The 21,339-nt window shown below is 68.9% G+C and carries 19 protein-coding genes; 3 read left to right on the top strand and 16 right to left on the bottom strand.

The features are described from left to right. Positions 1-74 precede the first annotated feature (74 nt). On the top strand, positions 75-1,055 hold the full coding sequence (locus ON41_RS42810) for a transglycosylase SLT domain-containing protein (RefSeq protein ID WP_051163051.1): 981 nt from the start codon (positions 75-77) through the stop codon (positions 1,053-1,055). Between the two features lie 7 nt (positions 1,056-1,062). On the opposite strand, the gene ON41_RS33145 is transcribed toward ON41_RS42810, so the two are convergent. From ON41_RS33145 to ON41_RS33135, 3 genes are all read right to left on the bottom strand, one after another. Then, positions 1,063-3,597: a helix-turn-helix transcriptional regulator gene (locus tag ON41_RS33145; protein ID WP_040752220.1), complete on the bottom strand. Its 2,535-nt coding sequence runs from the start codon at positions 3,595-3,597 to the stop codon at positions 1,063-1,065. Positions 3,598-3,733: 136 nt separating this feature from the next. Further along, complete coding sequence (locus ON41_RS33140; protein WP_040752218.1) at positions 3,734-4,303, bottom strand: dihydrofolate reductase family protein; 570 nt, start codon at positions 4,301-4,303, stop codon at positions 3,734-3,736. Between the two features lie 122 nt (positions 4,304-4,425). Beyond that, the gene (locus tag ON41_RS33135; protein ID WP_040752217.1) at positions 4,426-5,157 is read right to left on the bottom strand and encodes a MerR family transcriptional regulator; all 732 of its coding nucleotides are present in this window, start codon (positions 5,155-5,157) and stop codon (positions 4,426-4,428) included. A 136-nt stretch (positions 5,158-5,293) separates the two neighbouring features. Here ON41_RS33135 and ON41_RS33130 point away from each other — a divergent pair, with 136 nt between their 5' ends. Continuing rightward, positions 5,294-5,638, top strand: coding sequence for a DUF1707 SHOCT-like domain-containing protein (locus ON41_RS33130; RefSeq protein WP_051163050.1), 345 nt, complete (start codon positions 5,294-5,296; stop codon positions 5,636-5,638). A 7-nt stretch (positions 5,639-5,645) separates the two neighbouring features. Here the strand turns inward: ON41_RS33130 and ON41_RS33125 are convergent, their stop codons facing one another. Next, complete coding sequence (locus ON41_RS33125; protein WP_040752281.1) at positions 5,646-8,087, bottom strand: serine/threonine-protein kinase; 2,442 nt, start codon at positions 8,085-8,087, stop codon at positions 5,646-5,648. A gap of 242 nt (positions 8,088-8,329) precedes the next feature. Between ON41_RS33125 and ON41_RS33120 the strand changes: the two genes are divergently transcribed. Continuing rightward, entirely contained in the window at positions 8,330-9,400 is a 1,071-nt protein-coding gene (locus ON41_RS33120; protein ID WP_040752279.1) for an SPFH domain-containing protein, read from the top strand. Between the two features lie 7 nt (positions 9,401-9,407). Here ON41_RS33120 and ON41_RS33115 read toward each other — a convergent pair whose 3' ends face one another. The 12 genes from ON41_RS33115 to ON41_RS33060 form a co-directional block, all read right to left on the bottom strand. After that, on the bottom strand, positions 9,408-10,157 hold the full coding sequence (locus ON41_RS33115) for a hypothetical protein (RefSeq protein WP_040752216.1): 750 nt from the start codon (positions 10,155-10,157) through the stop codon (positions 9,408-9,410). Further along, positions 10,154-11,191, bottom strand: coding sequence for a hypothetical protein (locus ON41_RS33110; protein ID WP_040752214.1), 1,038 nt, complete (start codon positions 11,189-11,191; stop codon positions 10,154-10,156). Before ON41_RS33110 ends, ON41_RS33115 begins: the two co-directional genes overlap by 4 nt. A 126-nt stretch (positions 11,192-11,317) precedes the next feature. After that, positions 11,318-11,671 carry a helix-turn-helix domain-containing protein gene (locus ON41_RS33105; protein WP_040752213.1) on the bottom strand — a complete coding sequence of 118 codons (354 nt, stop codon included), beginning with the start codon at positions 11,669-11,671 and terminating at the stop codon, positions 11,318-11,320. After that, positions 11,671-13,395 (bottom strand): type VII secretion protein EccE, encoded by a 1,725-nt coding sequence (gene eccE / locus ON41_RS33100; RefSeq protein WP_051163048.1) that lies wholly within the window; start codon positions 13,393-13,395, stop codon positions 11,671-11,673. Before eccE ends, ON41_RS33105 begins: the two co-directional genes overlap by 1 nt. Before the next feature lie 50 nt (positions 13,396-13,445). Then, a complete protein-coding gene (mycP, locus tag ON41_RS33095) occupies positions 13,446-14,801 on the bottom strand; it encodes a type VII secretion-associated serine protease mycosin (RefSeq protein ID WP_040752212.1) in 1,356 nt (451 codons plus the stop codon). Continuing rightward, positions 14,801-16,324, bottom strand: coding sequence for a type VII secretion integral membrane protein EccD (eccD, locus tag ON41_RS33090; protein ID WP_040752210.1), 1,524 nt, complete (start codon positions 16,322-16,324; stop codon positions 14,801-14,803). Before eccD ends, mycP begins: the two co-directional genes overlap by 1 nt. Then, positions 16,321-17,826, bottom strand: coding sequence for a MinD/ParA family ATP-binding protein (locus ON41_RS43255; protein WP_040752209.1), 1,506 nt, complete (start codon positions 17,824-17,826; stop codon positions 16,321-16,323). Before ON41_RS43255 ends, eccD begins: the two co-directional genes overlap by 4 nt. Positions 17,827-17,856: 30 nt before the next feature. Continuing rightward, positions 17,857-18,774 carry an ESX secretion-associated protein EspG gene (locus ON41_RS33080; protein WP_246829649.1) on the bottom strand — a complete coding sequence of 306 codons (918 nt, stop codon included), beginning with the start codon at positions 18,772-18,774 and terminating at the stop codon, positions 17,857-17,859. Positions 18,775-18,779: 5 nt separating this feature from the next. Continuing rightward, a complete protein-coding gene (locus ON41_RS33075) occupies positions 18,780-19,094 on the bottom strand; it encodes a hypothetical protein (protein WP_040752208.1) in 315 nt (104 codons plus the stop codon). A 36-nt stretch (positions 19,095-19,130) separates the two neighbouring features. Beyond that, entirely contained in the window at positions 19,131-19,514 is a 384-nt protein-coding gene (locus ON41_RS33070) for a hypothetical protein (RefSeq protein ID WP_157185721.1), read from the bottom strand. Between the two features lie 41 nt (positions 19,515-19,555). Beyond that, positions 19,556-20,896 carry a PPE domain-containing protein gene (locus ON41_RS33065; RefSeq protein WP_083905811.1) on the bottom strand — a complete coding sequence of 447 codons (1,341 nt, stop codon included), beginning with the start codon at positions 20,894-20,896 and terminating at the stop codon, positions 19,556-19,558. A 44-nt stretch (positions 20,897-20,940) separates the two neighbouring features. Then, positions 20,941-21,258 (bottom strand): PE domain-containing protein, encoded by a 318-nt coding sequence (locus tag ON41_RS33060; protein WP_040752204.1) that lies wholly within the window; start codon positions 21,256-21,258, stop codon positions 20,941-20,943. Between the last annotated feature and the right edge of the window lie 81 nt (positions 21,259-21,339).

Raw genomic sequence — 21,339 nt, 5'->3', positions numbered from 1 at the left:
GTGCCGGCGGTATGGGATTCCTCCAGGTGAGCGGAGACGGAGAGCATGGCGCGGCGCGCGGCGGAAGGTGGGCCATGGCCAAAGAGGCGATAGAGCTGACTGCGCGCCCGGACGCGCCGGTCCTCAATACCTATGTCGGGCACACCCAGACGGTGCTGAACAAGGTGCTGAAGGCGATCGGCGACGGCACCGCCGATTCGATCACGGTCGAGAAGCTCGACGACCTGGACAAGGCCGACGAGACCAACAAAGGCGATTTGGCCGAACAATTCGGCAAGCAAGAGGGCAAGGCGAAGGAGTACCGGACCCACCTCAACGGCCTGGACGTCGGTGTCGCGGATATCGCGGCGAAATCGGCCGGAGTCTCGAATACGGCCCACCGCGAAGTGATGGATCTGAAGGACGACATCCAGGGGATCATCGGGGCCGTCCCCCAGGATCCGCCCCTGAGTCGCCAGATGGAGGCCATCAGCGCCATCGACAAGGCGGTCGGCGACACGGAACATACCGTGACGAACGCGCACAACCAGCTCTCCGGCAACTCCTTCAACGTGCCCAGCCACAGCTACGGCGCTCCGAGTTCGAGTGCGATCCCGCACAACAGCTCCGGGGGCTACAACAGCGGCTACACCGACAAAGTCAGCAGCGCCAGCGGAAGTAACGCGAAGAACGTCCTCAGCAAAGAGGAACTCATCAAGCACATCGGCGAGGCGCTGGACGCACTCGGCATCACCGATCCGGCGGCCCGCGCTCGCTGGACCGAGGGGTATCTCACCCTGATCCAGCGTGAATCCGGCGGAAATGCCGGATCCATCAACAATTGGGATTCCAATGCCGCGGCCGGGCACGCCTCCCAGGGGCTCACCCAGACCATTCCCTCGACCTTCGAGGCCTATCACGTCAAGGGAACGTCCAACGTCATCACCGATCCCACGGCCAATATCGCGTCCAGCATGAACTATGTGATGAGCAGATACGACGTGTCCCGGGACGGCTCCAACCTGACGGCCAACGTCCAGCAGGCCGACGCGAATCGGTCGCCCAAGGGTTACTAGTCCCCCGCTACGCCCGCGCCTTGCGGCGGGGGCGATGGGCGGCCTCGTGCCGGACCCGGTCGGTCAGGTCGCGTGGGACGTGGCGGACGATGTCGCGGCGCGAGGAGATCATCAGCTTCTGACGGACCGTCGCTATCTGGGCGTCGACCGTGCGGACCGAGCTGGACCGCCGGTGGGCGATGGCGCTGTTGGACCAGCCCGCCGCCGCCAGCACCGCTACGTCGCGCTCCGCTCGGGACAGGGTGTCCCAGTGCGCCTCGACCGGCTCCGCGACGTTCGTATCCTGTTCCACCGCAGGGGGTTTCGACACGCAGACGGAGTCGCCGGCCATCGGGTGCGCCCGCAGGTAGTCCCGGATCGAGCCGAAGTCCGGTTGCAGCCGGGCGACGGCCGATTCGGCCGCAGCGTATCCGTCCGCGCCGAGGATCCCGACGGCCGCCGCGGCCGCCGCGTCGATCAGCGAGGTGAGGTGTGCGGCCGTGTCGATCTCGGTGATCATGGCACGATGGCATTCGCCCAGGATCGCGATCAGGCGCGCAATCGCACCCGCCGCCTCCGCGGCGGCGGCGCCGTCGCCCGCGGCGGTGTATTCCCAGGAGGCACGCATCGCGACCATGATTCGCGCGCCGATCGCCCAGCTCATGGTCCACAGGTCGCCCTCGATGAGGTAGCGGTCGAGCACGCTGTCGGTCATCACGGCGGCCTCCGACAACCCGCCGTGCTGAACCAGGGCCACCGCGCGCGCCAGCCGAGCCCATCCCTGCGACAGCACCGAACGCGCGTCCGAGCGTTCGAGGAACTCCCGCGTCTTCTCCAGTGCCTGCTCCGGGCCGCCGACGAAGCCGTATGCCAGGGCGACGAAGATGCGGCTGAGTTCCTCGCCGACGACGTCGTCGTCTTGCACACAGCGGCGGCACGCCCGTTCGAGGACGGTGATGGCGCGCGGATCCGAGTGCACGAGAAGCAGTTCCAGCCCGCGGATCCACTCGACCGGCGCCGGCAGTCCGAGATCACGCTCGGGGTCGTCGCGCCACGACGCGGCATCGCCGGTATCGGCCAGGCAGACGGCGGCGCATTCGTCTAGCAGGAGTGCGGTATCCGCACTTCGGCCCTGCCACATAGCGATCCAGGCCAGCAGCGCCTGGGCGCGCACGCGCAGCTCGGCGGTGTCCGGGTCCGATTGTGTTGCGGCGATGGCGTTCTCGGTGAGCCGGGCGAGCGCGGGGCCGCGGGCGGTGGTGAACGGGATCCACATCGACAGCAGGGCGGCGGCCGTCTCGAGCCCGACCAGCGCCTCGGCCGGCTCGGTGAGGCCGCCCTCGATAGCGATCAGGATGTTGTCCCAGCCCGACCACACCCGGTCGTGCCAGGACTGTGCCTCGGAATCGTGCCAGATCGACTGTGCGGCAACGACTCGGTCGCGGAAGTAGCGGCGATGCCGGGCCGCGGTGCGCGCCGCCTCCAGCCCGCCGCGGCGGTCCAGGCAGTCGCGCGCGAAGACCCGCACGCTCTCCACGAGATACCAGTGCACGGTCGTGGTGGTCATCCGCACCGAGACCAGTGACTGCTCCGTCAACCGCTCCAGCAGGGGTTCGATCGTCTCCGGCGGCAACTCGTCGTCCGCGCAGACCGCGACGATCGCGTCGAGATCGATGCCGTTGCGCAGCGACTGCTCGTCGTCGGTCTCCCACCCCGGCGCGAAGACCGACATCCGTTCCAGCAGCAGGCGTTCCTCGGGGCCGCACATCGCGCACGACCAGGCGATGACATCGTGGACGCCGCGGTGCCGCGCCTCGACGCCCACGCGGGCCTCGGCGGGCCACTGCAACCGTTTGTCGTCCGTATCGCCGGTGAGTTCGTGCAGCACGGTCGCGGGCGGGCGGTGCCGCAGCCGGGCCGCCGCCAGCCGGATGAACAGCGGATTGCGATCGACCCGCCGGCAGATCCGCGCGGCGATACCCCGCTGGAGCGAGTCGTCCGAAATCGGCCTGCCGGTGAGTTCGGCGCGCTGCACGAAGAGTTCGAGCGCGTCGCGCGCGGACAGCGGCGGCACCCGCAGGATGTACTCGTCGACCCAGCCGATCGGCTTGCGGCTGGTGATCAGGATGGTCAGGTCCGGCTCCGAGGCCAGCAGGCCGGTCACGATCGGCGCGACGCTGTCGACGACGTGCTCGCAGTTGTCGAGTACCAGGACACGGTGCTCGGGCAGTTCGGCGCCGGAACCGTCGGCGGGCGGCGCGCCCCGTCCCGGACGCCCCGACGGGCCGACCCTGATCGCCGAGCGCACCAGATCGTCGGTCACCGATCCGGGGCCGAGTTCGGCCAGGCCGACCCAGAACACGGATACCTGCCGCGTCCGGTGCACCCGCCGTAGCACCTCGGCCGCCAGCCGTGTCTTCCCGATGCCGCCGGGCCCGACGAGTGTGACCAAGCGGGGCCCCTTGGCCAGGAGTGACTCCAGGCGGGCCAATTCCGCTTTTCTGCCCAGGAATTCGCTGACGGGCGGCGTCGGCGGAGCCCCGGGTTCCGAGACCAGTGTCATACGAGACAAAATTAATCCAGTTGGCAGCAAGCCACCAGCGGATTGGGTGGTTTCCGGCCGAAAGCATGCCGGAAACAGGAGCGGGCGTACCGGAAACGTAAGACGGGGCGCCGGAAACGTAAGTTGGCGGGCCGGCTCAGGCTGCGGATGCCTGCTGGTAGTGCATCTGGACCACCGCGCTGTCGAAGGTCATCACATCGATCAGTTGCAGGTCGGCGGTCTCTAGCGGGGAACGGAACAGCGGGACGCCGCCGCCCAGCACCACCGGGTGCACGAACAGCCGGTACTCGTCGATCAGGTCGTTCTCCAGGAAGACCGACGCGGTCTGCGCACCGCCGAAAAGCACCATGTCACAGCCGGGTTGCGCCTTCAGCGCGGCGATCTCGTCCAGCATGCCGGGCACCACCCGGGTGTTCCAGTCCGCGTGCCGCAGAGTGCTGGAGAAGACCACCTTAGGCGTCGCCTTCCAGCACCGGGCGAAGTCGACGTAGAACGGGGAGATCGCGGGATCGGCATCGGCGTAGGGCCAGAACGACGCCATGATCTCGAAGGTCCGGCGGCCGTACAGGAACAGGTCGTAGGTCCGCAGTTCGTCGAGGTAGCTGCCGCACAGTTCCTCGTCCACCACGGGCCAGTGCACCTGCTGGTCGGGCCCTTCGGCGAAACCATCGAGCGACATCTGCATCCACAGTGTCACGCTGCCCATCACTCACACCAATCTGCCAGTAACCGATCAGGTTGGATTGTGATCTGCGACAACCGCGGCGCGCATCGGTACCCGCTGCGGGAGCTACTTAAGTAGCGCGTCACCCCGTGGTACCTGCGTGTTCAGGTTCCGGGCAGCACCTCGGCGAGTTCGGTGTCCTGGTCGAGATAGTGCGCGACCGACCGGCCGATCAATTCCCGGGCCGCGCGTTCGGGACCGGTGCGGGTCGCCGTCAATCCGGTCACGAGTCGTGCCAGATCCGTCGGGCCTCGTTCGGAGCGGCGGAAATCGTTCCACGTCGTCCGCTCGAACAGGTCGACGAAGCGGCGTGCGATGCGGTCGCAATCCGCGCGCAACCGCTCCAGTTCCTCGAGGATCGCGTCGTCGGGCATACCCGCCGCGGCGAACTGTTCGGCGATGTCGAGCAGTGTGCGATCCGCCACCGAGTACGTGACCGCGTCGACCGGTTCGTACAGTCCCAGCCCGACCACGCGGGAAAGCCCTTGCGGCACATCGCGATAACGCTGGGCGAGTTCGGCAGCCGTGAGCGTGTCGGCCGACGGCGTCGCGGCGGCCAGCTCCTCCCCCGTGCCGACGCCGAGGATGTCGCCGAGATCGTCGCCGCGGTCCCACGCGTTGATCAGTTCCTTGATGCCGTTGAGTTTGATCCCCCGATTCAGCAACCTGCCGATCACCCGGACCCGATTGAGATGTTCCTCCCCGTAGAAGCCGGTCCTGCCCTTCACGCGCGGCGGCGGCAGCACGCCCCGCTCGTGGTACACCCGTAGACTCCGCACGGTCGTGCCGGCGGCATGAGCCAGCTCATCGATCGTGTACTCGGTACCGGCTGTCATATATCAAGGAAACCACACCGAATCCGATGCGAATGCGCCCAACTGAAACGGACGCTGTCCGGTGTCTCACACACTTCCCGGCCCTGGATATCGGCGGAAGCCGGGCCCGGCACCTGGGCGTTCTACTCTGCACGGTATGACGGAACTTCCGGAATCGCGGCTGAGCGAGGCCGACCGGGAACGCGCGTTGCGCGAACTCTCGCAGCATCTGAGCAACGGCCGGCTGTCGCTCGCGGAGTTCGACGAACTCAGCGTCGCCGCGACCAAGGCCACCACCAAGGCGGAACTCGCACGGGTATTCGTGGACCTGCCGGCGGCGGCACAGCCGCCCGACCGCCCGGAGTACCGGCCCCTGACCCGGGCCGAACTCATCTCCGCGGCCATCGCGGTATTCGCCCTCGTCTGCGCGATCGCCACCGGCACCTGGTGGTGGCTGCTTCTGCTGCTGGCGATCCCGGTGGTGTTCCTGCGGCTGCGCTGAACGCCGCTCACCACCGGGTGCGCGGCCGCACCTGATTGGCGAGATCGACCAGCCGATAGCGGTGCATGCGATCCGACGCCGTGCGCGCCAGCGCCCGGAGGCAGGATTCGACGCCCTCCCGCAATCCGTCCACGGTGAGCCGGAATCCGAGCAGTTCCGCGCCTCGTTCGCGCGGCAGCCCGCCCGCGCGCAGCCACTCCAGGGCCGCGCCCACGACGACGACGCGCAGCGGCAGCGCGCGCGGATCGTCGGACTGCGCCTCCAGGCGCTGCGCGGCCTGGACGAGATCCGCCTCGGTCACCTCGCCGACCGGCCGGGACACCAGCAGCAGGCAGCCGGTCAGATGGGCGACGCTGTGATGGCGGGATTCCGCGGGCACCTCGTCGAGTACGGCGACGGCCTGCGCGGTCTCGCCGTCGGCGGCCAGGCGGCGGGCCAGGCCGAAGGCCGCGCTGACCATGCCGTGGTTGGTGCGCCACACCCGGCGGTAGAAGTCGGCGGCCGCGTCGTGCCAGAACTCGACCTCACCCGACTCGTCCAGGTGCTGCAGGACCAGTTCGGCGGTGGCGGCCAGGGCCAGGGCGGGGGCGATCTCGCCGGGCAGGGTCGAATGCACCACGTCGAAGTTGTGGTAGGCCCGCTCGAACCGGCCGTCGAGCAGGGCCGCGACGCCCGCGTACCACTCCAGCCGCCAGTCCGCCTCGTACTCCGGGCGCAGTTCGGCCAGCAGGCGGAGCGCGGGCGCGATCTGGTCGAGTTCCAGATGCGCGCGGACCGCGGCGAGCGTGCCCTCCAGCCGGAACGACGCGGGCTCGGCGACCGTGCCGGCGGCGATGCGCTCGCGCGTGCGCCGCAGCGTGTCGAGGGCGTGGTGGGGATCGCCGTGCAGCAGCGTCGACAGCAGGTCGGCGCTGGGGTCCTCGCTGTCGATGAGGGGCACCGGCAGCACCCGGCACACGTCCCGGGCCTCGAGGCTGGGCACGTGATAGGTCCCGTCGACCATGCCGTCGGTCTGCCCGATCACGGTGTCGATCCCGAAATCGCCGCGCATCGAACCGAATTCGACCGATGCCTGCGGATATTCGCGTCCGGTCTCGCAGGCCAGGACCATTCGCAGTACGCCGGTGAGCTGGCAGTACATCGAATAGGTGGACGGGAACCGGCGTTGCGGATCGGAGTGCGTGGCGCGGCGCAGGAGCCGGTAGAGCGACGGATGCCGCCGCATCAGCGGATGTTCGTCCGGGGTGGGGATCTCGGTCGAGAACTTGCCGTCGGGCCGGTGCGGCCCGAGGATCAGGATCGCCAGGGTCCGGCCGACGCTGTAGATGTCGGAGACGACCGTCGGACCCGTCTCGGTGATCTCGGGGGCCTGGTATCCGGGTGTCCCGTAGATGCTTCCGTAGGACTCCATCGCCGCGACCGCGCCCAGATCGATGAGCTTGACCTCGTCGTCGCTCACCATGATGTTGTCGGGCTTCAGATCGTTGTAGGCCAGGCCGAACGAATGCAGATAGTCCAGGGCCGGAAGCACTTCCATGATGTAGGCGATGGCCTCGGCGATCGGGATGAGCTCCGGCGCCCGCTCGTCGAGCACCTTCTTCAGCGATTTCCCGCCGACGAACTCCATCACGATGTAGCCGTCTTCGACGTCTCGCCGCGAGCGGTGCTTGACGAAGTTGTGGATCTTGACGATGCCCGGGTACGCGACCTCGGACAGGAACTGCCGTTCCGCCAGCGCTACTACGTGCGCCTCGAAATCCTGGGGGTTCTGCAGGCCCTTCAGCACCACCCAGCGGTCGCTGACGTTGCGGTCGACCGCGAGGTACACCCAGCCGAGTCCGCCGTGGGCGAGGCAGCCCTGGACCTCGTACTGGCCGGCGACCAGTTCACCGGCCTCCAGCAGGGGCCGGAAGTTGAAGGGCGAGTTGCACTTCGCGCAGACGCCGACCGCTTCGCCGGGCTCGCCGTCGCTCGACCGGCCGACCGGCGATTCGCATTTCCAGCAGAAGCGCTTCGATTCGGCCACCTCCGCCGTGTCCAGCACGGCGGAGCGCGGATCGACCGACGTCACCTTGGGCATCTCCACCATGCCCTCGCCGAGCCGGCGCGGGCTGGGGCGCGACCGGGCGCTGCGGCCCGAGCCCATATCGTCGGCCTCGGCCAGCAGGCGCAGTTCGGCCTCGGTGGCCGACAGCTCCTCGAGCGGTGGCTGTTCGGGGGCGGGCGGCGTACCGCGCCGCACCGGATGCGCGGGCGTGCGCGGAAGCGGTTGTACCGGAGCGGTTTCCGCGACCAGTTTGCCGGTGTGCGCGCCGAATCGCTGCGGCGCCTCCACCGGCCGGGGCGCGGACCAGGGATGCGGTTTGACGGGTATCTCCGTGCCGCGCATGCGCCGGTTGGCCCACGGGTGCGGCAACGGGTGTTCGGACGTCCCGGACCGTTCCGACATGAGCAGCCTCCCGAAGCCGCGGATGAATCGCGCCCTCATTCTGGTCCGCCGTTCGATACTCGTGACGTGGACCATTCCCCCCGTTGGGAATACGGGGGCGGGCTACCCGGAGCGATCATCGGTCGTACCCCTTCGAGTGGCGCCGGTCATACCATCGATTAATGTACCGCCAATCGATGGCACCGACAATAGGGTCGCCGAGCGGTACACTGGACAGCGGGATCGCCGGATGGAGCGTGGATATGGCGTGGTTCGAACGGGAATTCATCGCCGTCCCCGAGGACGGCAAGAACCGAATGGTCTACAAGTGGCCGGATGTCAACATCCGGCGCTTCTCCCGCGCGATCGTCAATGCCGACGAGATCGCCCTGTTCGTCAAGACCGGCAAGGTCGTGGCGGCGCTCGGCCCCGGCCGTCACCGGATCGACGCCCAGGAACTTCCCGTCCTCGGCGCGCTGGTCGACGCGGTCAGCGGCGGGAACTTCTACCGTGCCGAGCTGTACTTCGTCTCCACCCGCGAGTTCCCCGGCATCAAGTTCGGTGGACGCCTGGCCGACATCATGGATCCGGTCAGCGAGCAGGTCGTGACGCTGCGGGCGTTCGGCGAATTCGCGCTGACCGTGCGGGATCCGGCGGAGCTGATCACCTCGCTGGTGGGCACCGCCGATCTGGCCAGCCCCACCGGGGTGCAGACCTGGAGTTCGGACCTGCTGCTGAAGGCCATGAGAGTCGCTGTCACACAGGGTATTTCCGGTGGCGAGTGGCCCATCCTCGGACTACCGGCGCACCTGCGGTCGATCGAGGACGCGGTGCTGCGCCAGACCAATCTCACGCTGTACGAATACGGGCTGCGGATCGCCCGGCTGGGCAATTTCGACATCACGCTCGCCCCCGAGGACGCCGACCGGCTCAAGCGCTTGGCCAAGGACATCACCTACATCCGGATGACCGGCGATTTCCAGCGGTACGCCGCCGGTGAACTGGCGCTGGGCGCGAGCGCCGGCCTGGCGCACGCCGGCGACGCGGGCGGATCCGGCCTCCTCGGTGCGGCCCTGGGGTTCAACGCGATTCAGCCGCACACGGCGGTCCCGCAGGCCACGGCGGGCGGGGCCACGGCCGACGAGGGTCAGCGCAGTTTGCCTGCCGCCCAGCAGAATTGCGGTTCCTGCGGGACCGGCAATCCGGCGGGCGCACGCTTCTGCATGAGCTGCGGCACAAAGCTTTCCGAGCAGCGGCACTGCGGCAGCTGCGGGTCGGAACTCAGCGCGGGGGCGCGGTTCTGCAACTCCTGCGGCGCCCCTGCGGGGGGCTGAGCACCCGCTACCCGGCGAGGCCGGAACGTTGCAGGAACGTCCTGGCACCGGCCTGACTCGAGAACGCCCCGGTTTCGATGCGTGTGCCCGTGCGGGTGTCGGCGTAGTAGACGTTGGCCGACGAGCCGATGGCGGCGAAGATGTCGCCGCTGGTGACTACCGATGCGCCTGCCGAGCGCCAGCGAGAGATGGTGGAGGCCAAGCGATCCGGCTGTTCGGTGTGCACTGAGAAGGACAGGGCGCGGCCGCTCGTGATGCCCGCCAGGAGCGGCGTGCCGGCCTCGATCGTGCAGTCCTCGGTGGCGTGCGAGGGGTCGGCGGAGCGGCAACTGGACGCGGCGCGCAGGGGGCCCGGCAGCGATCCGGCCGAGGACGACGATCCGCCGCCACCCGCGCCCAGTTCGCCGATGGACGGCAGATCCGGGCTCGATCCGCCGCACGACCGTATCGCCAGGAGCGCGAGGATCACCATCGCCACCAGGATCGCGAGCGCCGTGCGCCACGACATGTTGGAGAGGCGTTCGGTGACGACCTTCGCGACGTCCTTGGAGACTTCCTTCCCCGCGCCCTCGACGGATTTGGCGACCTCCCCCACCGCGTGCTCGGCGCCGGTGAGCACCCGGTTCGCGTCACCCTGCAACGTATGGTGGGCCGGCTTCGCGGCCGCGGACAGGGGTGCGCCGCAGTGGGCGCACCGGCCCTCCGCGCCACTGTTGTGGTGCGAGCAGTACTGGCAGATCAGATGCGGGAGAGTCAATGTCCGGTGATCACAATCGATGAGATGGCGGTGATGTTGACCGACGGGTCACCCTTCGACTCGAGCACCGTCAGCGTGATCTTCGACGCGCTCACCGCCGGTTTGATCTCGGTGTTCACGACGTTGCGCTGGTCGAGGGTCTGCTGGGTGTAGGTGGTGGCGGTGGCGTCGTTGAAGCGGTAGGAGACGCGACTGACCGTGCGGTACTTGTTCCACTGATCCACGCCGTCCGGACCGACGGAGTCGAAGCCGGGCACGATCCCGATCGATTCGATGTCGTAGGTCTTGCCGAGGTCGATGGTCAGCACCTGACCGTCGACCTTGTACGCGCGCGGGCACCGCCAGGCCTTGCCCGGCTCCCCGGAGAACGCGTCCATGCCCTCGGTGGCGCCCTTCGGGCAGTGTGCCTGAACGGATTTGGGCTGGATGGGTGACGGGCCCGGCGCCGCCGGAGCCGACGACGGCGGTGCGGTCGCCGCCGGAGCCTGGGTGACCATCACCTTGTTGCTCGGCTCGTCGCCGTCGCCGGTGGACAGCAGAGCGATGATCAGCAGCACTATCAACACGGCGGCGACGGCGAGCGCCACCTTCGGCCGACGCAGATAGACCACTGCGGTGTGGCCGAGTTCGCCCACGCTGGTGGGGCGCGACGACGCCGCGGACGACTCCGGCTTCGGCGCCGGCCCGGCTTCGGCGTCGTTCTCGGTGGTGGCGTTCGATCCACGCAGGCGCGCCGCGGCCGCCTCGGAATGGTCGGCGCCGAAATCGAGCCCGCCCGGGGAGTCCTGCGATTGCCCGTTCAGCAGGGCCAAGATCCGGTCGCTGGCCTTCGGTCCGGTGGACGTGCGCCGCCGGCCTTCCGACGGCATCGAATCCGGTTCGCTGCCGAATACCTCGGTCGCCGTATCGCCCGAATCGGCGCTGTCGCCCGAAATCGGTTCGGCGAGTACGGCCGTGCCGGTCGCTACGGACGAGCTGTCACCGGCCGAGACCCCGGAGGGTTCCAGCGCGGGGTCGGCGAGCAGAGCGTCCAAAACCGCGCCTCGGTGGCGAAGAAATACGTCTCCCGGATCCTCGGCGGGCATGATTCGGATGTTATCGGTACCGGTCCCCGGTGCGGCGGGACCGCTCTTCCCGGTGATGAGAAGACCCGTATCGGATCAGGAATTGTCTTCCGCGGTCACGAAATACTCGGGCGGCACGTCGAAAACCCTGGCCAGCGCGATGATCAGATCGAGACGCGGGATGGCCTCACCGTGAATGAGGCGATACAGGCCCGACTGGGAGACCGGCACGTCCGGATAGGCCAATTCCAAATGCTGCGCCAGGGAATACAGAGTCAGCGACCGTGTCGAACCGTCCTCGGTCGATACCACCGATTCCGAGATCAAATCCGACAACCGCCGCGAGAAGATCGCCGCGGCGGATTGCCGCGGTGTGAGTGCGTCCCCTTCATTATGTTCTTGACGTGTGTCGCCTTCCGGCCGGGAGTCCGCTACCACACCGATCAACATTACCGACCCATCTCTCCCTGACCTATTTGTCCTCCACCTACCGGCGGGTCACTCGGTGGCACGATCGGCGGCACGGGCCAGTGCCCGTTCTCCGCCGTGGCCACCGGTGGCGCATCCGGAGGCGGACCACCCGCATCCGGGTAATCCAGATACCGCATCTCACCGCGCGGCTCGATCAGTTCCACCCGGACCGTCCGCATCGGGATACCGACGTCGACCGCCGTCGCGCTGACCTGATCGATCGCCAGATCGGCCGCACGCTGGCGTGGGCGTCCCGGATCGCTGATGGTCACGGTGGTGGGCGCGGCCGAAACCCGCGGCGGCACTTGGTCGAAGACCGCGACCATGGCCTGCGACACCGGTTCGGTGGCGGGGTCCGGACCGCCCGCCTGCTCGTCGTGCACCAAGCGCAGCGAGGCCGGATCCCCGACCGCGGAGACCAGTTGTTCCCAGCGCTGCGGCCGCGACGAGTACACCTCGACATCCGCGCCGACCACCATCGCGCGCAGCACGAGCTGCTGGGCGACCGGCAGATCCGCACGCACGTCGATGGTGCGCCGCTGCGGGTTGTACAGGGACGGATCGAACAGCGGCAACGCCAGGGTGTGACGCGGCTGCCCGCTGATGGAACCCAGGATCTGGCCGCTCGGCCCGATGGCCATGGTGAGATCGTCGAGGGTTTCGGCGGGCGCGATATCGCTGCCTTCCTCGTCGGCCGGGATCGCCCCCACCGAGATGCCCGTCGGCAACGACGCGAGCAGGGCCGCCGACTGCCGGCCGCCCAGCGGCAACAGGTAGTCCACGGGGGTCCCGGAAATCGTCGGGCCGACATACCGCACCAGGCCCCGGGCGCCGACGGCGCCGCCCGCCAGGCTCACCACGACGGTGGTGCGGCCCCGATTCCAGGACCAGCAGTCGTCGAGACCGGTGTCGCCCAGCCGGTTCCAGTCGATCAGGAAGCTGCTGACGCTGCGGCTGGCCACGGACGATTCCAGGTGGCCCCACTTCTCCCGCAGGTCCGACAGTTCCACGCCGGCGTGCAGCAACCGCGACGCCTGCCGTAGCGCGTCGGCCGGCAGCGGCTGCGCGTTGATGCCCTGTTCGCGCAGCCGGCCCGCGATCCGGTGCGCCGCACTGGCGAGAGCCTTGGGCGCCACCACATCCAGTGGTCCGCGGCGGCTCAGCGCGATCAGATTTCGCTCCTGATCCAACCGGACCACCAGCCAGGACATCCGATTGCCGACCACCGGGTGCGCGCCGAGCAACTGGTCGTACAGCATGCTGTAACTGCCGCCGGGACGGACGCGCTGGCCGGTGGTCACGATATCGATGTCCACGGCGATGCCGTACTGATCGAGCAGCGGCAACAGGGTCTCGACGCCGATCGTGTCCTCGGTGTAGACGGTCCGCTCCGCGATGACGGTCGGCAGATCCAGGTCGGGGGCCAGCTGGATCATCGCCACCAGGACCGCGTCGTCCTCGTGCACGCCGCACACCCCCGCGGCCACCTGCACGTCGCGAACGTGCCACGGCCGGGACCGCTCGCGGGCCCGCGCGTCGCGGCCGGTCCGGAAGGCCACCCAGTCGAGCAGCCAGCGCACCGCCGTCCGGCGGCCGAACCGGACGGTCACCGTGACGACGAGGACGCCGACCACCACCGCCAGCACCCACCACGGGGTCACGGTGGACGCCCCTGCCAGCATCGGCCCTCCTGCGACGACCATCACGGCGAACGGACCACGTTCGACACCGCCGATCCGAACACTCGGAAAACTCACCGACGCCTCCGCAGCACACCGTCCACACCCACGCCCAGCAACACCGCCGCCACCGCGATCGCCGCCGACACCACGAGCGGCTTCAGGTCCCGGGGCCGCGGTGGCGTCGGTTCCACCAAGGCGACCCGGCGATACAGATCGTCCGGCGGCTCCGGCGGCGTCCGGTAACTCAGCGCGGCCAGCGGATCGATGACTCCGGCGCCGACGATATTGTCGATCCGGCGGGCCGGCGCATGCGCGCTCGCCTGCAACCGGGCCATGATCTCGGACGGGGTCTCGGAGGGGAATCGGGAGCGCAGCAGAGCCGCCACACCACTGACATAGGCTGCCGCGAACGAGGATCCACCGACCGGTACCAGCTTGCCGTCGGACGCCACGCCGTTGATGAGCGAGGTGCCGCCGGGGCCGAGCGATTCGATTCCGGCGCCCGGAGCGCCGACACCGACCCACGGACCCATCAGCGAACCGGACATCGGCGTACCCGAGGCGGTGGTGAATCCGACGGTGAGCACATCGGGCGCGAACCATCCCGGTGTGGAGATCGTCTTCACATCCCGCCAGTTGCGCGGATCGCCCGGTCGGCCCGGATCGAAGTCGGGGTTCTGCTCGCAACCGTTGCCGCTGGTGTTGCCCGCGCCTGCCACGATCAGCGAGCCACGGACATGGACGGCGTAGCCGATGGCCGCCGACAACATGGACTGATCCGTCCCGGCATCGGCCTTCATGCAGATCGGAAGCCCGACCGTGATCACCTGGGCGCCCAGATTCGCCGCATGCGTGATCGCTCGCGCGAGCGTCCGGATATCGAGGGCGTCCTGGCTCGTCCCGCCGGAGTCCTTGGGGTTGTCCGGACGGAACGCGCCCGAGCGGTACCGGATGGAGGCGATCGTGGCCTCCGGCGCCACGCCGACGAACTTGTCCGCGGGATCGGATGCGGCGCCGATGATTCCGGCCACCAGAGTGCCGTGCGCGTCGCAATCGGACAGCCCGTCGCCCCCGGCCTGAACGTAGTCCCCGCCGCCGATCACGTTGGGCAGCCGCGGGTTCGGCGTCACCCCGGTATCGATGACGCCTACCGTGATGCCGGCGCCGCGGCTGAGCGCGCGGGCGCGGCCCAGATCCAGTGCGGTCTCGGGCGGCGGCGCCTGCGTCACGTCGCTGTTGGGCAACAGCCCGGTGGCGAGGCAGCCGTTCTCCTGTTTCATCGGGATCTCCGGGCCGGGCGCGCCGTCCGGAGGCGTCGCGCCGAGCACGACCTCCGGCGGCGCGAGCGCGGCCGCGGGGGCGGCCGGAACCGCCAGGATCAGTCCGGCGACCACCGCTGCCCGGATCCGGACGCCGGCGAGCTTCATCAAATCCCCCGCATTGCTGTGTAGATCCCCATGATCCAGAAGGCGAGAACCGGGACGACGAGAATGAGGGCGTATTCGACGAGATCGATGACTCGGCGGGTCACCGGCGACAACCGCCGGCCGGGCAGCCGCAGCGCCGCGACACACGCCGCCACGCCGAGGGCCGCGACCACGGCGGCGACCACCAGGCGGGCCACCGCGGTGTCGTAGGCGCCGATCAGCACCCAGCCCACCCCGGCGACCGTCACGGCCGACGCGGCGACGAGTGCGATCGCCTGGATCCGGTCCGGATACCACCGTGACCGCAGCGCGAGAATTCCGGCGACCGCGGCGCCCATCACGATCTCGCGCACCCCGCCGGGACTGGCGGCCGCCGCCAGCACGGCGGAGACCGACAGCACCGCCGACGACGCCACGATCAGGCCGCGCAGGCTGGTGACCGCGAGCCGAGCGCGATCCTCGATGCGCAGCGAATGGCGGCGGTCGTCTTCGGTGCGGTCCGGTCCGGGATCGTCGGCCGTGGCGGTTTCGGCGTCGAAGATGTCGGTGAGTGTGGCCGCGGCCACCTCGGTCCCCGGGTCGGGCAGATCGGGCGGACGAATTCGCGCGGCCACCACCGAGAATCGCGGCGCCGCGGTGAGCAGGATCAGGCCGACGAACACCGCGCCCCCGGCGGTCCGGGCCAGCGACACATCCAGGTACGCCATCGGAATCGCCGCCACGGCGACGGTGATGCCGAGGACCAGCACCGCGGTCAGAACCGTCGTGCTGACTCTGGTCAGGCGCAGCGTCGTCGCCGCCGCGACGGCGGTCAGCGTCGCGCCGGCCACGATATTCGCCGCGGCGAACGGGCCCGGTTCGTCATATGCCGCGGGCACCAGCATCGCGCCGCCCGCGAACAGCAGCGGCAGCGCGGACAGCACGAGCCCCAGGCACAGCGCCGGTTCGTCGGTGTTCCGGCGCATCGCCAGGCCCGCGCCCCAGCACAGCAACCCGAGGAGCAGTGCCGGCAGCGCGCACCACACCATCGATCCGGACCGCATCCAGGACCAGGACAGCAGCACGGCCGCCGCGACCGCGCCCACGCCCAGCGCGGACACGCCGGTGATCGCCGCGGTGCGGGCGTCGAACTCGGCGAACTCCCGCTCGTTGATCAGGGCCAGCGCGTCGGTGATGTCCTCGACGACCGGCGAGAACACCTCCGACGACTCCACTGCCGCCAGCATCAGGACGGTGCCGTCGACGACATCGTGGTCGGCGAGGCTGCGCCAGCGCGGGATCGGCTGTTCTCCCGGCCGGGCCAGGCTCCACTGCCCGTTGGGCGGCGTGTAGTCGACGCTGTCGTCGTTGATCGCGTGCGCGAGCACGGCCAGCAGATCGTCGATGAACGTCTCGACAGTGAACTTCGTGGGCACGACGACGTCGACCTGATAGGTGGACACCATCACCGCGATGCGCGCCCGCGACACCTCCGCCGAAGTTTGAGGCGCCGCCGACGCCGCGCCCGCCACCGCTGTGGTCACCGGCGTCCTCCACGATCCGCGGTGGGCTGGTTACCGAAGCCGTCGCCGAGCGTCGCGGCCACCTCCTCGAACGCGAGCACCGTGTCCTTGTCGAGCAATCGCAGGTCGATCTCGCCACCCTCGGCGAGGTGCTCGTCGTAGGGCAGCTGGAAGGTCGGCCGCTGCGCGGTCGCGAACAGCTTCTCGATCTGTTCGACCTCCACCATCGGCTTGGCGGCGTGCTGGTGCACGATCGCGACCACCGAGGTGGCGATCAGATGCTGCAGGCCGTGCGCGGCGAACCAGTTCAGCGTCGCGACAGCGCCTTTCACCCCGCCCACGGTGGGCGGGGTCACGACCACGACCGCGTCGCTGGTCTGCAGGACGGCGCCGGTCACCGAGTCGAGTACGCCGGTGCCGCAGTCGACCATCACCAGGTTGTAGTGCTTGCGCAGGACCGAGATCGCGTTGCCGTACTCCTGGCCCGACAGCGCCTCGACCGCCTCGGTCGACCACGGCGAGGCGAGCACGGACAGGTCCGCCTCGTTGATCGAGGTGAACGAGTGCACGGCCGAGAACGCCTCGAGATTCTGTGCCCGGACCAGGTCGCGCAGGGTGAGACCGTACGGGTGCGGACTGGTGCGGCCGGGCAGGTCGCCGAAGTCCGGGTTGCCGTCGACGGCGATCACGCGGTCGGGCCGCAGCCGGGCGAATGTCGAACCCAGTGCCGCGGTGATGGTGGTCCGGCCGACGCCGCCCTTCACGCTGACCACCGCGATCTGGTAGGTCGAGGTGAGTTGGCGGCGGATGCGAGCGCGCCGATCCTCGGTCCGCTGCTCGGCGGGAGACAGGCCGATGTTGAAGCCCACCTTGTTCAGGGCTCCGCGCATACCGGTGGTCGAGCGCAGCTGGGCGCGCCTGCTCGCGGAGATCTCGGCCAACAGGTCCATCGAGGTCAGCGACGCGGGGAGCACCTCCGGACGGGAGACGTCGCTGTAGCTCCGGTCGACGCGCTCGAGGCCGCGGCTCTGGCTGCTCGTCGGCTGCGACGGCGTGGCCGCCGGGGGCGGCGCGACCGGGTCAGCCGACCACTGCGGCTGTGCCGCCTGTGTCTGTGTGTGTTGTTCCGGCGTCGAATACGACTGCGCCGGTTGCGATTGCGCCGGCTGTGACGGCGCGGATGGCGGCTGAGCGGCCTGCGTTTGCCCGGATTGGGTCTGCGCGGCCTGCGGCTGCGTTGTCTGTGGCGGAGCGGCCTGCGTGTGGCCGGATTGGGCCTGCGCCGGTTGCGGCTGCGCTTGGGCCGGTTGCGATTGTCCCGGAGCACCGACCGTGGGAGGCGCCGCGGCCTGCGTGGGCAGCCCGGAGACGTAGCGGAACGCGTCCGACTGCTTCTCCGACGGCGCGGCCTCCGCGGCGGCCGCATCGGCGCCGGCCGGCTGCGGGGAAAAATACGCGTCGTATCCGCCCCGAGCCCGGACGGACTCGGCCGGATGTCCGTTGGTATTCGGTGCTCGGTTCATACTTCCTCATCCCTCGTTCTCGGTGGGATATCACCCGGTCCGGCTGGATCCGAACCATTTCCGGCCCGGCAGTAGTTCCGTCAAAGCGCCGATCGCGCTTCGGAGCGCCGCATCGTCGCCCGGCGAGTATGTCACCCAGACCGCTCCGTCGACCGCGACCCTCGGCGTCACCACGACCCGGCCCGACAGCGTATCCAGCACGGTCACACAAGTATCCGGTTTCGAATCGGTGCCGTCGCGATACTCGGCCATCACCACCTCGGCCCGCCGGACCACCTCCCCGAAGGCCCGATCCAGCACGCTGGCGGCAGCAGGCGAAGCGCCCACCTCCATCAATGCCCGCTTACGGCGTTCCGGGTCGGCCTGGACCTCCTCCTGGATCTCGGTGATCTGCTGCGAACTCGCGGTCACCGGTTCGAACCGCACCGGCGAGCAGGGCCCGAGCGCGGCCGCGAGGACCGCGGTGAGGGTTTCGAGATCCTCTCCCTCCTGGAAGACCGACTGGATCACGACGTGGTCGTCGTGGCGCACGGCCAGCACGTGCGTCTGTCCGGATCGCACCAGCGAGAGCCGGAGCATGCCCTCCGTCTCTCCGTCCAGACCGGTGTCGATGATCCGGACGATCAGTTCCACGTCCGGCCGGTAGAGACACCGCAGCCAATGCTCCACGACCGGGTGCACCGCGCCATCGACGAGTATGCCCGCCTCCGCGAGCTGCTCGGCGACCACAGCATGCACCCGGTCCCGGTCGTCGTGCCGGTAGATGTTCGGCATCAGCGCCAGCACCAGCGGATAGGCGTCGATGCCGACCATCTCCTGCAGGAGCAGAGCGGCATCGACGTTCAGGTCGATCGCCACCGGATCGTCTTCTGCTCCCGGCTCGACCGTCTCGGCGTCCGGACCCGGCTCGCCGAGTACCCGGACCGCCGGGTGAACAGGTGACGACACCGGCGCTACACCCTGCCGAGGCCCGCGAAACGGTTGCCCTGCTGGATGTCCACCTGATTGATGTTGCCGCCGCTACGGGTGTTCTCATCGATCTTGCCGTTCAACCGCTTGACTGCCGCGTCATAGAGGTTGAGATCGTTGTTGAAGCTGTTCATGGTGCCTTCGTAGGCATCGCCCATGACACCGTTCAGGACTTCCTTGAGCCCTTTCGCCAGACCGCGGAGGCGTTCGGTGTTCTCCTCCATCGCGCTGACGAGCATGCCCACCTTGCCGGTAGCCAGTTCCGAGGCACCGTAGTCGACGTGAATCGGCTTGGTCATCGTGGTTCTCCTTCTGTCCGGGTCGAGATTCGGGGGTCAGATATTGAGGTTGAGCTTGCCGGCCGCACTGGTGGCGGCGCTGTCGCTGACCCACCCGTCGCCACCGTCCGTGTGGCCGTCGGCACCCATTTCCGCGTAGACCCGCGAGGCGGCGTCGAGGTCGCCCTCGTTGAACGAGATGCCGGCCTTCTGCATCACGTCCACGATCGCCTGCAAGTCCTTGGCCAGCTTCGTGCCCTTTTCGTGGGCATCGGCCATGGCCTTGAAGATCGCGTCTCCGGTGTGCCCCTTGACCGCGACGAAGAGCTCGTCCTGAGCGCTCGACATGGTCTTGAGATGGGTTTCGAGCTCACCCATTCCGACAAAAGTGTTGTCCGCGGTTGTCCGGACAAGGTCGGGATCGACGTCCGTAAGGGCCATCGTTGTTCCTCTCTATGAACCTGGATAATCGACCTCGGCGTTTACCGGGGACGTTCTAACAGGGCGGTGGTCGAGTCGTCCTCTTCGAACTGTTCGATAACACCCACCGCCACCGGCTGATCGACGGCGATGTCCTCGTGAGGATCGCCGTCGGCGTATTCGATGACGCCGACAACCGGAGGTTTCTCCAGCACCGGCACCTCCTCGAACTCGCCGGGCACGAATACCTTCGACTTCGACCGCTCCTCGTCACGCCGCCGACGGCGCTGCTGCGCCTTGGGGGCGAAGACGCCACGCCGCTGCTGCGCCTGACCCGCGCCCGGGGCTGCGGACTGGCCCGTGCCGGCGCCGAAGGCCCGCACGGCGCCCGGATTCCAACTGGTCGGCATCCGGAAACCGGTCGACGTTCCCGGCATGCTGCCGAGTCCGCCCCGCATCATCCCCAGGGCCACCATGCTCCCGGCCCCGCCGTTCAGGCCGGAAAGGGTCGTGGAGTACGGCGAGGTTCCGTACAGGCCGCCCTGGCCGTCGGCGCCGTATCCCTCGTATCCGTCGGCTCCGCCACTTCCGTTGGCATAGTCACCACCGGAGGCGCTGGGGTCCATATCGGACATCTGCCCGGGATCGTTCACCCCGGGATCCGTCGGATCCGGCTGGATGGGGTCGTTCCCGACGTTGTTCTCGCCCGTCGGCTGGGTCGGATCGGTCGGCTGGGTATCCGTCGGTCCCGAGGGTCCCCCCGGATCGGACGAACCGACCGATCCACCCGGAGGACCGCCCGGCGGGCCGCCACCCGGCGGCGGATCGAAGCCGGACGAACCGGGCGGCAGGCCCGGATCGCCGGTGATGATCGGCGGAGCCGTCAGCGGCGGCGGCAGCGCGCCCAGCGCGGGAATCACGGCCCCGGCGTACCCGGCCATGACGGCGACCGAGGCGCCCCAGATCGCGATGTACTCGGCCTCCATCACCACGAGCGCCGCACCGGCTCCGGGAACCGAGGTCGAGGCCGCCATCATCACCGCTTCGCGCGCCCGGAACGAGGCCAGCCAGGCAGCCACGCCGGCCATCTCGCTCGCCGCCACGGCGTAAGCGGTGGCGACCTCGTCCACGAGGACTCCGACCGCTTGGGCCACGACGGCCTGTTCACGCAGCCAGGTCGCGTAATTCCGAAAGGCTCCCTGTGCCTTGCCCGACGAAAGACCTTGCCAGGTCGTGGACATCTCGGTGGTCGAGCCGTCCATGCCCGCCGCCGCGGCGTTCAACTGCTCCGACAGCATGGTGTAGGTGGCCGAGGTGGTCAGGGTCGGGGTGATGCCCGGCCCGGCGAGTAATCGCGCGATGATCACTTCCGGAATCTGCGCGCCGAAAGTTACTGGCAACATGACACTTACTCTCGCGTCGAGGAATGCAACGGCTCGCCGGGCGGCTATCCGGTGAGCGAGACCCCTTGGGCGGCAATCGTTTCACCGCTGAGGATGTCCTCACCGGAGTAGCACTGGCCGGTCACGGGCAGTGCGGAACCTCCGGTAGCGCCGACCTCGATTCCGTGCGCCGTCACGCCGCCGAACGAGCTCGCGTACTCGGCCATCACCTGCGGCACCAACATGCTGACGTCGTCGAAGGCGGCCGGCAGCGGGCACATACCGGGCACGGCGCCTGACAACGCCGCCATCAGCTCCGTCGAGCTCATGCCCATACGGGTGGCTATGGCCGTCAAATGGTCCGAATCTACCTGGAGAATCATGGAAGTCTCCTAACAACTGGCGCCGACACTTGTCGAGCGGTACAGAAAGAACGCTAAGCCATTCCCAATCCTGGGAGCACA

Origin of the sequence: Nocardia transvalensis NBRC 15921, assembly GCF_000308875.1 — a bacterium.
Classification (GTDB): Bacteria; Actinomycetota; Actinomycetes; order Mycobacteriales; family Mycobacteriaceae; genus Nocardia; species Nocardia transvalensis.
The sequence above is the reverse complement of the archived record's forward strand: the minus strand, read 5'-3'. Positions and strand labels throughout refer to the sequence as shown.

Excerpts from the sequence above, each read along its gene's own strand:
- mycP (WP_040752212.1), bottom strand. The coding sequence starts at position 14,801 with ATGAAGCTCGCCGGCGTCCGGATCCGGGCAGCGGTGGTCGCCGGACTG.
- ON41_RS33075 (WP_040752208.1), bottom strand. The coding sequence starts at position 19,094 with ATGACCAAGCCGATTCACGTCGACTACGGTGCCTCGGAACTGGCTACC.
- ON41_RS33130 (WP_051163050.1), top strand. The coding sequence starts at position 5,294 with ATGACGGAACTTCCGGAATCGCGGCTGAGCGAGGCCGACCGGGAACGC.
- ON41_RS33120 (WP_040752279.1), top strand. The coding sequence starts at position 8,330 with ATGGCGTGGTTCGAACGGGAATTCATCGCCGTCCCCGAGGACGGCAAG.
- ON41_RS33070 (WP_157185721.1), bottom strand. The coding sequence starts at position 19,514 with ATGGCCCTTACGGACGTCGATCCCGACCTTGTCCGGACAACCGCGGAC.
- ON41_RS33105 (WP_040752213.1), bottom strand. The coding sequence starts at position 11,671 with ATGTTGATCGGTGTGGTAGCGGACTCCCGGCCGGAAGGCGACACACGT.
- eccE (WP_051163048.1), bottom strand. The coding sequence starts at position 13,395 with ATGGTCGTCGCAGGAGGGCCGATGCTGGCAGGGGCGTCCACCGTGACC.
- ON41_RS33065 (WP_083905811.1), bottom strand. The coding sequence starts at position 20,896 with ATGTTGCCAGTAACTTTCGGCGCGCAGATTCCGGAAGTGATCATCGCG.
- ON41_RS33140 (WP_040752218.1), bottom strand. The coding sequence starts at position 4,303 with ATGGGCAGCGTGACACTGTGGATGCAGATGTCGCTCGATGGTTTCGCC.
- ON41_RS42810 (WP_051163051.1), top strand. The coding sequence starts at position 75 with ATGGCCAAAGAGGCGATAGAGCTGACTGCGCGCCCGGACGCGCCGGTC.
- ON41_RS33135 (WP_040752217.1), bottom strand. The coding sequence starts at position 5,157 with ATGACAGCCGGTACCGAGTACACGATCGATGAGCTGGCTCATGCCGCC.
- ON41_RS33060 (WP_040752204.1), bottom strand. The coding sequence starts at position 21,258 with ATGATTCTCCAGGTAGATTCGGACCATTTGACGGCCATAGCCACCCGT.
- ON41_RS33125 (WP_040752281.1), bottom strand. The coding sequence starts at position 8,087 with ATGTCGGAACGGTCCGGGACGTCCGAACACCCGTTGCCGCACCCGTGG.
- ON41_RS33145 (WP_040752220.1), bottom strand. The coding sequence starts at position 3,597 with ATGACACTGGTCTCGGAACCCGGGGCTCCGCCGACGCCGCCCGTCAGC.
- ON41_RS43255 (WP_040752209.1), bottom strand. The coding sequence starts at position 17,826 with ATGAACCGAGCACCGAATACCAACGGACATCCGGCCGAGTCCGTCCGG.